Raw genomic sequence first — 14,949 nt, 5'->3', positions numbered from 1 at the left:
TCCCTAAATAGTCTCTCGGTTGACGGGTAACCACACTTGCATGGTGGTGTATTGACCGACCTCACTTTCTACGTCGATCCATCCTTGATGCTGACGAACGATTTGTTGGCAAACAGATAACCCAATTCCTAAGCCAAAATCACCTTCTCGTTTGGTGGTGTAATTAAGCGCAAAAATATCGTCTTGTCGTTCTTTAGGGATACCACAACCGTTATCGGTAAAACTGACGAGCACATAATCGTGATTATCTTGTTGGCGTAACTCAGTAGTAATGATTAATACACCATGCTCAGGAAACGCTTCAATCGCATTTGAGATAAGATTAGTCCAAACTTGCTGTAGGGCGATAGGAAGACAAGAGATAGCGGGGATTTTGGCATAGTGTTTTTCAATTTGGTGTCTTTTTAGACGATTTTCAAAAATAACTAACGTATCTTCTAATCCTTCATGGATATCAACAATATGAAATGTTTCGTCATCCGCTCTTGCGTAGCCCTTGAGGCTTTTTACCATATCGGCAATTCGCTGCGCGCAAACCTGAATTGAGCGCAGATTACTCCCAGCTAAGAAATACACTTCTAATTTTTCAATATTCTGTAATGCCTGTTGTGGTTGGGATTTAGCTAAATTGAGTAGGTTTTGATCGTGTTCTAGGCCTAATTTGACGATTTTTTTCGCTAACAACGGATGACGTATCTGTTCGGCGATCTGTTTTGCTTTTGCTCGTTCCTCGGCCGTTGACATAGGTTTAGATTGTAAGGCTTGGGCCAGCAATTGTGCACCAGTATATTCTAAAGAGTGGGGAGGAGCATCGCCGACCAGCTGAGCAATATGAGTTCGTAAGGTATCACTGCCTCGTAGAATAGCGGCTACAGGATTATTTAACTCATGAGCAACGCCAGCGACCAACTGACCCAGCATGGCCATTTTTTCACTTTCCATCAGTTGTTTATGCGCCGATTCCAGTGAGTCGAGCGTTTTTTGTAATTGTAATTTAGTATTAATACTGCGTTGTAGCCGTCGATTAAAATGACGCAGTAGTAAGTTAGTAAATAGGGGCAGTAAACTGGTATCGCTATGCATCACTTTAGCAAAAATATCGCGGTCTAATTTGATGACATCAGTACGAGTTAACGTTAACGCGGTAGAGAAAGAGGGCTCACCGGTGACAAAAGACATCCCCCCGACGATATTGCCTTTATTGTGGCGTACGACTTCCCTTTGTTGGCCGAGTTCATCCCGTTTATACAGAGCGACTTCACCAGAGGTGATAAACCACAAGAAATGGTTATCTTCACCTTCAACGGTAAGTAAATGCTCTGCGGAGTAAGTTCGGCAGGCTCGTGTTTCATCATTACCGTCAAAAAACTCATACAAGGCACCAATAACTTGCTCGGCGAGTTGTTGATCGGACATGCGGTGATAATCGCTGATAAAACCTTCACGATAGATACGCATTTTTTGATCAATGTGCGCACGTAAAATACGAGTTTGATCCAGTAATGTACTGTAATTAAGAATGTTATCTTTATCATGATCAAGAATATAGGTGGTCAATTCTTGGAGGGTTGTCTTGTATAAGACGTTATCTTGCAATGGCTTCGTTAAACAATAATCTAAACGTCCTTCATTCACGGCATTTAAGATGGCTTGAATATCTTGACCACTGCTGATTAATATTTTTCGCGCGTATTTCGTTTCTGGGGATTTGTCCAATTGAACTAAAAACTCGGCGCCATTAAAGCCTTCATGATGACTGGCAATCACTAGCGCTGCTGTTTGTTGATTATCTTTGATGAATTCAAGTGCCTGCTGAGCTTCTAGCATAGAATCAGCGGTGTAAAGATCAAACTTGGCGGAAAAAATACTTAATTCATGACGCCATTGTTCAATACTAATTGGATTGTTGTCTAAGCACAGCAAAGCATATCGGTTCACAGCAGTCCCTATCATTATTTTAGCCAAGCTACTGTAACAAGCTTTGCAAAAAAGATTTGAGAGCTGAGTTTAAGAATCTTAACCTCGTCAATATTTGAGTTCGCTGATGGTAAGGATGCGCCACTTGAGCTCGATCAATCATCTGCGTTACACTGCTTGAAATAATAAGCAATCGAGTCATTTATGCAAAATATCAAACGAATAGGAGCTATCGGTGGTGCGGTAGTGTTAGTCTTGTGTTGGCCTTTAGCGGTTGGACAAATTGGTCAGAAAGCGATTACTCACGGCCTAGAAAATTTAACCAATCAGCAAGTAAGCGCAGAGCTTATCCATTATGACCGTGGCTATCTTTCTTCTCACGTTTCAGCTCGATTTACAGTGCTCGATGAGCGAGTCAGACAACAGTTGATCAGTGAAGGTTTGCCGACACAGTGGGTAGTAGAAAGCGATATTCAACATCAATTATTCAGCTTGTCGGCGCAATCAAGGCTGCCAGAATACCCCGAATTACCATTAACCATGACCACGGTGACTCAATTAAATGGTAATACGGATTATCATGTTCAGTTAGGTAGCTGGCATTATCAATCGCCTGACGATGAAGCTTTAGGGATATCGTTAACGCCAGCTCAACTGACTGGTACGGTCACTACTTTAGGGGAAGTGACTTATGATCTGAGTTTGCCATCGGTAATGATTGATTTTATCAATGGTCAAAAAATGCAACTGTCTAAACTGGAAGCAAAAGGCCATGGTAAACAAGAAGTGGGCTTTTGGCTCGGCAAGCAAGCACTGTCAATCGGTGAACTGAATATCAACGACAGTGACCATCAATCCATTTTGCTTATTCGTCAAGGCAATTATGAGTTTACTTCATCGATGGATGCCCATAAAAAACGTTTTACTAGCCAACATAAATTGACGGTTGATCAAGTTGTTAGCGATGAAGGTGAAGTGCATGATGCCACGTTTGACTTCACGTTAGCCGATGTTGATAGCCAAGCTTTTGAGCAATTGTCCGCACTATATCAAACTTACTCAACCATGCCAGCACAGGCTTTAAATCAAGCACTGCCATTGATAGAAACACTATTTTCTCAAGGTTTTAGTCTGAGTCTAAATCAACTCGCGGTCAAAGTTGGTGATGGTGATTTTTCGGCCAATTGGATGCTGACGATTCCAGAAGGTACGAATAATATTTTACAAGATCCGAGCGTGATTTTACCGGCTTTAACGGGACATCTTGATAACTTTGTCTCTCAACAATTTGCCCAAGATTATCCGTTTATTCAACAAGGGATGGATGAGCTAGTCATGATGGAGATGGCTTCACAAGATGAGCAAGGGTATCGAATTCGTGCTCAAATCAATCAAGGTAATGTCTCATTTGATAATGGTAAGCAAGTACCTTTAATCAGTTTAATGATGCCATTATTGATGCGTTAATAAAGATTGTTTTATCCTTCATTAAACCGCTTCCTTTGGGAGCGGTTTTGAAGGCATTTAAAATACCGTCACTGAAAAATAATTAACCGCTGATTTTCAGTCAGTTCAAGCTGTTTCTTCTTTTAAAAAAATGGTATACCGAGAACACTCAGCATCCATTTTTAGGGAGGGGTGGTGAGTGCGGTTATTTATTTTTGACATGATTTCCCCATTTTCGATAGCAGGAGCAAGCAATACATGGAGCCGAATACGGACACTATTTATAATTTTAGTGCGGGTCCCGCCGCTTTACCTAAAGCCGTCATGGACAAAGCGCAAGCTGAGTTGGTGAACTGGAATGGTCTTGGCGTCTCAGTGATGGAAATTAGCCACCGTAGTAAGCCTTTTATTCAAGTGGCTCAACAGGCTGAACAAGATTTGCGTGATTTGCTCAACGTTCCTGATAATTACAAGGTACTTTTCTGTCATGGCGGTGCTCGAGCTCAATTCGCAGCAGTCCCTCTAAATTTATTGGGGTCGGCGAGTACGGCTACCTATATTGATGCAGGATACTGGGCCGCGAGTGCAGTCAAAGAAGCCAAAAAATATTGTCGTGTCGATGTGTTTGACGCAAAAATCAATAAGCAAGGCAAAACCGCGGTACGACCAGCCAGTGAGTGGGTGATTGATCCAGAAGCGGCTTACGTGCATTTTTGTCCCAATGAAACGATTGATGGTATTGAGATTAATGATTTGCCGATCACGGATAAACCGATTGTGGCGGATATGTCATCGACGATTTTATCTCGGGAGATCGATGTTTCTCGTTATGGCGTAATTTATGCTGGCGCGCAGAAGAACATTGGGCCCGCAGGGATCTGTATTGTGATTGTGCGTGATGATTTACTTGGTTTAGCCCATGAAGTGCTACCGAGTATTCTTAACTATCAATTGTTGGCCGAACAAGAATCGATGTTTAATACACCGCCGACGTTTGCATGGTATCTGTCAGGATTAGTATTTCAATGGCTCAAACAGCAAGGCGGTGTTCAAGCAATAGAGAAGATTAACCGAGCGAAGGGAGCCTTGCTGTACGACTACATTGACTCGTCAGATTTTTATCGGAATACCATCCATCCAGATAATCGTTCGTTAATGAACGTGCCGTTTCAATTAGCCAAACCTGAGCTTGATGACACTTTTTTGTCATTGGCTGAAACTCGAGGATTAGTTTCGCTAAAAGGCCATCGGGTTTCTGGTGGTATGCGCGCATCTATTTACAATGCGATGCCATTAGAAGGGGTACAAGCTCTGGTCGATTTTATGCAAGAGTTTGCCGAGCAATACGCGTAATTTATCTTATTTTTCAAAATAAAACCGCAGTGAGAGACCTCTTATCCTTACTGCGGTTTTTTTATTCTTGATAAATTTGATAGTAATCGATGTTTTGTTCAGCACAATCAGCGATCTTGGTTCATACTTAGTGCATAAAAATAGAGTTGGTTTGGTGTAAATGGCTTAGCAAACCTTAGTGAGTTGGAGTAAATCGATCCTAGTAACGTTATGTTGCTGTCATCCCTTTGTCTGACCCTAACAATTAAGGACGTGAGCATGCACAACCATGCATGAAGATAGTTTGCTTTGAGGGATAAACCATGAAATTCAGTCATAAAGTAGTCGCAGCGTCATCCGTGATGCTACTTTTGACGCTGACACTTTTGTCGACGCAACAGTATTTTACTATGCGCTCTGAGATTGAAACTCAAGTGAATAGCAGCGTCGAAGAAATTGTTAGTGGGGTGCGCAATACGGTGAGTAAAGATCTCAGTGGTAGTAAAGCGTTAGCTCAGTATGTCACAGAGCTGGTTCAGGTCGATATTGATCCTCGAAGTGTCGCCGATGTGCTTCGCCAGAGGGCTTTAGCGAAAAGTTTTATTTTGGTCGGGTTTGGTTATGATAAAGATGGCTCTTATGTCGGTAGTGACCCAAGTTGGAACCCCGGAGCAACATGGGATCCAAGAGTTCGGCCTTGGTATCGTGATGCTAAAAATGCAGGGAAATTAACCATTACCGCGCCCTACGCCGATTCAGCTACGGGAGAGATTTTGATCTCAATTGCTACACCAGTCAATTATCGAGGGCAATTTTCGGGGGCAATATTTTTTGATGTTAGCCTAGTGTCTCTTGCCGAACTGGTTAACCAAGTCTCTTTATTTGATGCCGGTTATCTATTTATTGTTTCTGATGATGGTACGACGGTTGCTCACCCTGAGGCGCGTTTTAATGGTGAACCAATGTCGGCTTTCTTACCGAATGTACGTATCAGTCGTGATGTACAAGAAGTGAGGATTAATAATCAAGACTATCAATTACGTTTTGTTCCCATTCCTGGCGAAACTTGGTCAGTTGGAGTTTTACTGGATGAGAGCATTGCGTTTGCTGCGGTTGATGATTTGCGGCGTAGTGCGTTGATTTACTCACTGCTGGCATTGGTGGTCAGTACCTTGATTCTTTCTTTTGTGATCCGCATTTTAATGCGTCCATTGGACACCCTCAATGATGCGATTCAAGATGTTGCTTCTGGGCAGGGAGATTTGACCAAGCGGCTTGATACCAATACCGATTATGAGTTTGCTCGATTAGCTAGCGGCTTTAATCGCTTTACCGAAACTCTGCAGCAGTTGATTAAAGAGTCGAAGCAGATTGGTCAACAGATCATGCACAGCACTGAATCCACGGCGCACGGATTACAAGCATCGACAGAAGCAATGCAAAGTCAGATGCATGAAGTTGAGCAGTTGGCAACAGCAATGAATGAAATGGCTGCGACAGCGATGAATGTAGCTGGCAATGCGCAAGGGGCGGCTTCGGCAGCACAAGAGGCGGACAACGCGACGGAACAAGGATCTGAAGTGGTATCGCATACCACGGAAGCGATTAACTCTCTGGCGTTACGGATTGATCAAGCAGTAGAAGAGGTCAAGCAATTAGAAAGTGCGACCTCCAACATCGAGACCATTTTAAAAGTCATTAATGATATTGCCGATCAAACCAACTTGTTGGCTTTAAATGCAGCGATTGAAGCTGCGCGAGCGGGGGAATCTGGTCGTGGTTTTGCGGTTGTGGCTGATGAAGTACGTACACTTGCTCAGCGCACGCAACAGTCGACGACAGAGATTCGCAGTATGATCGAACAACTGCAAGTGGGTTCAAGCTCAGTCGCTGGAGCGATGAGGCAAAGTAAAGATACGGCCACAGAGACCGTCGCCAAGGCGAGCGAAGCGAACGATGCTTTATTGCGTATCCGTCAAGCGATTCAGCAAATTAGTGATATGAATATGCAAATCGCGTCGGCGGCTGAAGAGCAAAGTTTGGTGGCTGAAGAAATTAATACCAATACGGTAAAAATTAAAGATTTATCAGTACAAGTATCGGATACCGCCAGCCAATCTAACCAACAGATGCAAGAGCAGCTTGAAGATGTTCGTCGTCAAGAGGCGGTGATGAACAAGTTTATTGTTTAATTCTCCCCCCTTTAATAAAAAAACTCAGGCGGTTTGCCTGAGTTTTTTATATCCAATATAAGCTAAGCGATTAAGGGCGAGCAGATTTAGCGGTTGGTTTGGTGGTGCGATTTTTCCCTTTAGGCGATGATGTATTTTTAGCCGTATGAGGTTTAGCATTACTGCGTAGAGCATCAAACCCAGGTTGGGTATTGGTATGTTTGGTCGCAAATCGATTCGCGCCGTGGCGGCCAGACTTACGCCGCTGGGCTGGAGTGCGAGCTTCAACATCATCAGCGGGTACTAAACAGGTTGCTTTGTCTCCGATTAGATGTTTTTTACCCATGTTAATTAGAGCTTCACGGATCAATGGCCAGTTAAGTGGGTCATGATAACGTAGTAATGCTTTATGCAATCGACGTTGGCGCTCACCTTTAGCGACAGTCACCTCTTCCCGTTTTTTGTACTTGACTCGTTTTAATGGGTTGGTTTCGGAGTAATACATTGCTGTCGCGTTACACATCGGCGATGGGTAGAAGTTTTGTACCTGATCACATTGATAATTATTGGATTTCAACCACAACGCGAGGTTGAGCATGTCTTCATCCTCGGTACCCGGATGAGCAGAAATAAAGTAAGGGATTAAATACTGTTTTTTACCTGCTTCAGCACTGTATTTCTCAAACATCTCTTTAAAACGGTTATAGGTGCCCATACCCGGTTTCATCATTAGATCGAGTGGGTTCTTTTCGGTATGTTCAGGAGCAATTTTTAGATAACCGCCCACGTGGTGAGTGACCAATTCACGCACATATTCTGGCGACTCAATCGCTAAATCATAGCGTACACCAGAAGCAATCATCACTTTTTTGATGCCCTTTACCTTGCGCGCTTCACGATAAAGATCAATGGTATGTTTATGATCAGTATTGAGTTTATGGCAAATACCCGGAAAAACACACGACGGACGACGACAGTTCATTTCTGCTTTAGGATCGCTACAGCCCAAACGGTACATATTGGCGGTTGGACCTCCTAGATCAGAGATAGTCCCCGTAAACCCAGGCACTTTATCGCGAATTTCTTCCATCTCATTGAGGATCGACTCTTTTGAGCGGTTTTGAATAATACGTCCTTCATGCTCGGTAATGGAACAAAATGAACAGCCGCCAAAACAGCCGCGCATAATGTTCACCGAGGTTTTAATCATATCGTAAGCGGGGATTTTGGCTTGGCCGTATTGAGGATGAGGCACTCGAGCGTAATTTAATCCAAATACGTAATCCATCTCTTCGGTGGTGAGTGGAATTGGGGCTTGGTTGACCCACAATTCACGATCACCATGACGCTGAATTAATGCACGTCCCGAATAGGGATTAGTTTCTAAATGCAACACGCGGCTCGCATGGGCGTATAAGATCCGGTCATTATTCAGTTTTTCAAAGGCTGGTAAACGTACAGCTGTCGTTGCTGCATCGTGACGAGAAGGACGAATGGTGATTGGCTTCGCTTCGGCTTCTTTTTCCTGATTTGTCTCACACTGAGTCTCTACCGCATAAGGATTTATCGGTACAAACGCCTTACCCGGTTTTTCAATCCGTGAAGAATCAATAATCGTGTAATGGTCGGGTGCGGCAGGTAGGATAACCGCCGTGCCACGAATATTGGTCATCTCAGTAATAGCGTCACCATTAGCCAAACGATGGGCAACTTCGACTAAAGCGCGTTCCGCATTACCAAATAACAAAATATCAGCTTTGGCATCGAACAGCACCGAACGACGAACTTTATCAGACCAATAATCATAATGAGCAACGCGGCGTAAGCTCGCTTCAATACCACCTAAGACTAATGGGACATCTTTATAAGCTTCTCGGCAGCGTTGAGAATAGACTAAGGTTGCGCGATCAGGGCGCTTTCCACCTTCATTATTTGGTGTATAAGCATCATCATGACGTAGTTTTTTATCAGAGGTATAGCGGTTAATCATCGAGTCCATGTTACCTGCGGTGATGCCAAAAAAGAGATTTGGCTTACCCAGAGCCATAAAAGCCTCTTTATTATGCCATTCCGGCTGAGCAATGATACCGACCCGAAAACCTTGCGCTTCTAGCAAGCGGCCAATGATCGCCATCCCAAAACTGGGGTGATCAACATACGCGTCGCCAGTGACAATAATGATATCGCAGCTATCCCATCCTAGCGCATCCATCTCTTGCTTACTGGTAGGAAGAAAGGGTGCCGTTCCAAAGCATTCAGCCCAGTATTTTTTATAGTGATGGATAGGAGTGATATTGCTGTGCATATTTTAACCTCTGATAGATGAGCCGCGCATTATAACGACTTGTATCAGTAGTATCTAGGGGAACCTGCTCAGTTATATGTAGACCATTTTTTAATGAAACATGTTCGTCAACGTATTGACTAAAAAGTTAAAAATCTTTTGAAGTCAAATTAAGAGATTTTTTGGGTCATTTTCTGTGACATGGTCTACATTAATTAGTAGGCAAGTAGTTTTTATTCGTGCAAGTTTATTGCTTCATGGTGAGTATGACTTGTTCAGGAACGTCAGTTAGGCTCAAGGCTGGGATAATTATGACACAAGTAGATTCTCAAGAATGCTTGCAGAAGAAGTCCTCAAAGCACCCTACTAATGTGGGATATAGCGCTATTGCGTGGTCGCTAAACATTGAAACTCACGAGTTTATTTGTGATCAAGCAATGCTCAATCACTTGTTTTCTATGCAGCACTCTACGACTAATATTAAAGATATTTTACGTTATATGACTCCGAGTAAAGCGGCTGAAATGAAGCGTTGTTTTAAGTATGTGATTGAAACGGGTGAGAGTCATTATTTCAATTGCAGTCTGGTTATTGCTGAAAAAACGCTAATTTATGTCGAATTTTTCATTGAGCGGATTTCTGCCGTTTTACTGAAAGGAACCATACAACCATTAATAAAACTCGGTTCGGTAAGAGCATTAGCTAAGTTATTTGAAGACCTCTTTGATAACACACATCATGGATTTATGCTGACTGATCAGGATACGAGAATCCTAGCGTGTAACCGTTATTTTGAGCAATATTCGGGTTTTAAACAAAGCGAATTACTCGGTTTAAAGGCCAGTATTTTTAATAGTCAAAAGCACTCAGCCGACTTTTATCAATCTATGTGGCATGACATTAATCATTATGGTACTTGGAGCGGGGTGATTTTAAATCGTCTCGCATCAGGAAAAATCTCGCCACAAGAGTTAACCATTCAGAAAATTACTTTACAGGATGGTCGGGTATTTTTTTTAGGGATGACTTTGGATTTGTCAGAAAGCCTTTATCGAGTAGCTGATATGCCATTAGGCGAAATTGATCTGCTGACCCAATTGCCAACGGAAGAGAAATTTAAAGATTTACTGAGTATCTACCAGAAAGAAAATCAAGAAGATACAACATTAATTGTGCTTGTTTTTCAGCCTCAATTTTCGACGGAGCATCGCCATGCTGAGATGGTCATGTTGTCTAATTTCTTGGTTAATAGCGAAGAAGTCAAACTGACAGGTTATGTTGGTAAAGATATTTATGCTGTGTGTTTAGCATGTACTAAGTGCCAAAAAACGACAGATTTTCGACAAATTCAACATGCCATTCGACGTTTCATGCAAGACTTAAAGAAAGAATCTGAAATATATGCCACGGTGATTGGTGGCCGTATTGGCGTGTCTGTTTTAGAATTAGATGCCAAAACACCGGCTAGAATGGTCACCCATGCTATGCAAGCGATGCTTGAGCAACATGCCGGTGAGTCGAAAACGATTAGTTTCTATCACAGTGAAATACATCAACAAGTTAAGCGTCGCAAATCCTTAGAGGATTTAGTGAGCAAAGCGATTTCTGAAAGGGATCTCGAGGTTCATTATCAACCCATCGTCGATACCAAAACTTGGGAAATCGTAAAGTTTGAAGCATTATGCCGTTTTAAAGCCACTAAGGATAATGCATTCACAACTCAAGAAATGATCAGTATTGCTGAGGATCTTAACTTGATCAGCGAGTTAGATAGAACGGTCGGTATTCTTTCTCTGCAGGCTTTACCCAAAATTAAAATGCTGTTTGGGCAACATATTGGATTAACCATTAATCGCTCTTTTAATAGCAAAATGGATGCGGTACAAATATTAACCAACACTTTAGAGATGATAGAAAATTACACCGATAGCCCACAATCCATCACCATAGAGTTAACCGAAAGTGCTTATTTCGATAGCCAGTCAAAGCAAGCTAACGCATTAAAATCACTGCGTGAACAAGGTGTAACCGTTGCGATTGATGATTTTGGTACCGGATATTCTTCGTTTACTTATTTAAGTGATTGCCATTTTGATTATTTAAAAATCGATCGTGAGTTTGTTACTGATATTCAGCTTGGTAGTAATAAATGCAAAATAGTAAATATGATCATTGGCTTATGTCATAGTCTAGGGATTAAGGTTGTTGCAGAAGGGGTTGAAACTGAACAAGAAATGACCGTATTGAAGTCATTGGGTGTCGATTATATGCAAGGCTATTTTTTTTCTAAACCATTGCCTTTTACGTCACTACATCAAGCGAAAAATTATCGTCAAAACTTAGTAGGAATCGATACTAAATCTGATCAGCAACAAAAGAAAACCAGCTTAATCCATTTATTTAAAGGCAAACCACATCTTGATCCGAGTGAGCCTCTTTCTTTGGTTGACAAGTATTTTAAAGTGACACAAACCGACGCACTACCAGTTATCAATAAAGGGGTTTGTGTTGGAATTGTGCAGAGAGAGACGTTAAATTTGCACTTAACGCCGACGATGGGAACCGAATTGGAAACGATGCGTGAAGCTGCGATTTGGCGACGACCTGTTAACCAGTTGATGCAAGTTCATTTTACCCAACTTAATGCGGACACCAAACAAGATAAAATCTCGGAATTAATCAGTAATGAAACCCCGTTTCCTTGGGTTTTGGTGGATGGAGATAAATATAAGGGCTTACTGACTCAGACGGATGTCTTGCTGCATTTAGCAGAAAGACAACCGTTTTTGTGATCACTTAGTGTCGTTTTCTTCTAGATACCCCTGACAAGCCTGACGGCTCTACTCCCTTCCTACTTGAAGCTGCAGCGGTGTTGACCATGTTCGTTCAGCCTAATCCTGTAGCATGTCTATGCTCATGGGGATAAACTTACTTGCCACCTATCTGCAACTCCAAGTCGTTTGAGTTTCTCGGGTCAGTCGCTGTGTTGTCTTCGGCTACTCGATTAACCGCTCTGTTTAGGTGTCATGATACTGATTTGTTTGATACTTGTATCACCAAACATTTGCTTTGCTCGATGCTGCATCTCTTCAGCACGAACGCTATTCGCCGTATCTTCGATATTCATTAGCGATTCAATACCATAACCATGAATAAGGTAGCGGCTAAGCATTGATGCCATTTGTTCTGGTTTATCTTGTAATAGTTTTAAATCTACGATGAGTTGTTTCGCGACAGTTTGTACTTCTTCTTGGCTGATATGCTGCGTTAAACTCTCGATAACTTCCTGAACCGCTTGTTGTGTTTGCTCAACATAAGCTGAATCAATGGTGGTAATAAATGACCAGTCAGAACTCGGTTCACTATCCTTATTGAGTGGGATAACCTCAGGGGTATAATCCAACCCTTTATTTTCTCTAATGTTGGCTAATAATCTTTGTGTCGCTAGGCGATAGAGCATGTCTTCTAGGAACACGGTTTTTGCGCTTTTGACTGAGGAATCAGCAGCAATATAACGATGAACAATCAGAGTGTGGTTGTCTGTATTTATCGGTAATTCTAATTGTGAACTGATGGAGGTTGAATAGTCCGCAGTAAGTCTAAGTGGTTGCGCTGGCGCTAGTGGAATATTAGCAATATATTGACGTAATAAGGGAGTGATGGTCGAGGGAGTCACATCGCCAACGATAACCAAAGTAAAGTTACCTTGCTGAAAGAGTTGTTGATGCACTTGCATGACTTGATCTGCCGTCGGGGTCGGTTGATCTTGAGTATCCCTAAACCAATGGGCACTGCTCGGATTATAAGAATCATGGCTAACGGTTTTAATGAGTTGGCCAAGGGGCGTCGCCACAAACTGACTTAAGTTAGCTCTGTGTTGCTGATTGGTCGTATCCAGTTTTATTAGATCAAGATTTGGCCGTGTAGAGAACTGGTGAATCATGGCGAACCCTTCATCTAAATCCTTTTGATTCATTTCCAATCTTAACCAGTGTGAGGTGCTATCAATAAAGGTCGCCATCGACATGTTTTTGCGTTTCAAGTAGCTGTCCGTTTGTGCTCCATTCATGTCACCCAAACCCGATTGCATCAGAACGGTCGGTGAAATATCGGTTGCATAAAATAGGTCATTGGGTAAAGCAGCGTAACCACCTAAGCTAGAGTAAAAAAGTTGCAGCTTTTTTTTCCCACTATATGTTCTTAATAAATAAGCATCCACACCATTTTCTAATTGCCAATGAACAATATCAGGGTCGGTGTTGATAGACTGTGAGCTAATAATCTCTCCTTGTTGTATGGGTTGATACAATGCAGGATTAATGTCGGCTATTTCAGTTTTTATCCCACGGCGTTGCTTGGTTTTTTGTATATGACCTCGTTGATTGGTGAGTTTGGATAAAGTTTCTTGTCGATCAGCACCAATAATGATAGTGGCATCACTACGTAGTAACTGTTTTAAGTGACGATTGACCTCTTCAACAGAAGCTTTGCTGAGTAATTGTTTAAGGCCATGCTGGAAGTCGAGTTCGCTTGATAATACCTCTTGGTTAGAGATAGCCCAAACTCGATCATTCGCATGTTCAGGGGGTAACCGATTATGCTTATTTTGAGTTGCATACAGGAGGTCGTCTTGGTACGAATGAAGTACCGCCAGTAGCTCTTGCTCGCTGACGCCAAAATCACGGAGTGACGATAATGTTGATAAGGTAAGGTCGGTGACCATGCCTCTTTGTTGGTAAGGAAAAGCCACACTGATCAGAGAATAGCGTTGATCAAGTATACGATAACTGATCGCATGTAATTGAGTATGAACTTGTGCGGCTTGATTAAACTCGGCAGCAAGTCGATAAGAGATCAGTTGTTCAGCAATATTATCTAGACGATGATTGATTAACTGTTCGTGATTGGTAATACGATGTTCTCCACGATCGATTAACAGAGAAAAACTTGGGTGTTCACCAGTCGCGACATAATCAATAAAATCTTGTGTATCCAATTTTGTTTTACTTGGATGGATTGGGCGAGGTGTCTCACCTGCTTGCCAGTTAGCAAAGTACTCTTGAATCCATTTTTCACCTTGCTCAAGAGTGACATTACCCGTAATGACAATTTCTGTTAATTGAGGTTGATACCACGTTTGATAAAAGGTTTTTAGGCGTTCAGGAGTCGCTTGTTGAACACTATCTCGTGTTCCTAACACATCATGTTGAGCATAAATCGTTTTTGCGATTAATTGCTCATAAAATTTTTGTTCAAATGGTTTATCGTCACTCATTCGATAACGAAATTCACCCATGATCACACCTTTTTCTTTTTCAACTTCTTGCGGCGTAAAATGTAGACCATCGGCAATATCTCTAAACCAGAGTAATGCTTTGTCTATCGCTAGGTTATCCGGCAAATCTAGGCTGTAGACGGTTTCTTTGTAGCTAGTAAATGCATTCAGGTCGGCCCCAAAGCTGGCTCCGGTCTGCTGCACCATCTTAATCACATCATTATGTTGGTAATGGATACTGCCATTAAAGGCCATATGTTCGACGAAATGCGCGTAGCCGGATTGTTCAGGACTTTCTTGTAGTGACCCAGCATGGACATAAAAACGAATGGAAACAGGTTGATGATGATCAGGGTACAGATGATAGGTTAAGCCATTCTCTAATTGACCCGTTACCCATCGCTGATCGGCTTGTAAAGGTGTAGTAGGGTGGTGAGAGATACAACCCAGTAAAGAAAGGGAAATTAGCCCAACCATTATTCGTGTGTTCATAGTGACCTCATGATTTTTTCCGTACTATAAAC

Annotated in this window: 6 protein-coding genes and 1 pseudogene; 4 read left to right on the top strand and 3 right to left on the bottom strand. The window is 42.2% G+C overall.

From position 1 onward, the window contains the following. Nucleotides 1-3: 3 nt before the first annotated feature. Nucleotides 4-1,938: an ATP-binding protein gene (locus BSR11_RS06415; protein WP_072670049.1), complete on the bottom strand. Its 1,935-nt coding sequence runs from the start codon at nt 1,936-1,938 to the stop codon at nt 4-6. 183 nt (nt 1,939-2,121) lie between these two features. On the opposite strand from BSR11_RS06415, the gene BSR11_RS06410 reads away from it, so the two are divergent. The 3 genes from BSR11_RS06410 (at nt 2,122) to BSR11_RS06400 (ending at nt 6,887) form a co-directional block, all read left to right on the top strand. Then, entirely contained in the window at nt 2,122-3,384 is a 1,263-nt protein-coding gene (locus tag BSR11_RS06410; RefSeq protein ID WP_072669616.1) for a DUF945 family protein, read from the top strand. A 237-nt stretch (nt 3,385-3,621) separates the two neighbouring features. Beyond that, nucleotides 3,622-4,716: a 3-phosphoserine/phosphohydroxythreonine transaminase gene (gene serC, locus BSR11_RS06405; protein WP_072669615.1), complete on the top strand. Its 1,095-nt coding sequence runs from the start codon at nt 3,622-3,624 to the stop codon at nt 4,714-4,716. Between the two features lie 302 nt (nt 4,717-5,018). Continuing rightward, nucleotides 5,019-6,887 (top strand): methyl-accepting chemotaxis protein, encoded by a 1,869-nt coding sequence (locus BSR11_RS06400; RefSeq protein WP_072669614.1) that lies wholly within the window; start codon nt 5,019-5,021, stop codon nt 6,885-6,887. A gap of 115 nt (nt 6,888-7,002) precedes the next feature. Here the strand turns inward: BSR11_RS06400 and BSR11_RS06395 are convergent. Further along, nucleotides 7,003-9,171 (bottom strand): annotated as a pseudogene (locus tag BSR11_RS06395) (YgiQ family radical SAM protein); the annotation flags it as partial. Nucleotides 9,172-9,461: 290 nt separating this feature from the next. On the opposite strand from BSR11_RS06395, the gene BSR11_RS06390 reads away from it, so the two are divergent. Further along, nucleotides 9,462-11,942: a bifunctional diguanylate cyclase/phosphodiesterase gene (locus tag BSR11_RS06390; RefSeq protein ID WP_072669612.1), complete on the top strand. Its 2,481-nt coding sequence runs from the start codon at nt 9,462-9,464 to the stop codon at nt 11,940-11,942. A gap of 212 nt (nt 11,943-12,154) precedes the next feature. Here BSR11_RS06390 and BSR11_RS06385 read toward each other — a convergent pair whose 3' ends face one another. Continuing rightward, nucleotides 12,155-14,917: a M16 family metallopeptidase gene (locus tag BSR11_RS06385; RefSeq protein ID WP_072669611.1), complete on the bottom strand. Its 2,763-nt coding sequence runs from the start codon at nt 14,915-14,917 to the stop codon at nt 12,155-12,157. Between the last annotated feature and the right edge of the window lie 32 nt (nt 14,918-14,949).

Origin of the sequence: Vibrio injensis (assembly GCF_001895205.1) — a bacterium.
GTDB classification, from domain to species: domain Bacteria; phylum Pseudomonadota; class Gammaproteobacteria; order Enterobacterales; family Vibrionaceae; genus Vibrio; species Vibrio injensis.
The sequence above is the reverse complement of the archived record's forward strand: the minus strand, read 5'-3'. Positions and strand labels throughout refer to the sequence as shown.

Coding starts and splice junctions, on each gene's coding strand:
- BSR11_RS06410 (WP_072669616.1), top strand. CDS start 2,122: ATGCAAAATATCAAACGAATAGGAGCTATCGGTGGTGCGGTAGTGTTA.
- serC (WP_072669615.1), top strand. CDS start 3,622: ATGGAGCCGAATACGGACACTATTTATAATTTTAGTGCGGGTCCCGCC.
- BSR11_RS06400 (WP_072669614.1), top strand. CDS start 5,019: ATGAAATTCAGTCATAAAGTAGTCGCAGCGTCATCCGTGATGCTACTT.
- BSR11_RS06390 (WP_072669612.1), top strand. CDS start 9,462: ATGACACAAGTAGATTCTCAAGAATGCTTGCAGAAGAAGTCCTCAAAG.
- BSR11_RS06385 (WP_072669611.1), bottom strand. CDS start 14,917: ATGAACACACGAATAATGGTTGGGCTAATTTCCCTTTCTTTACTGGGT.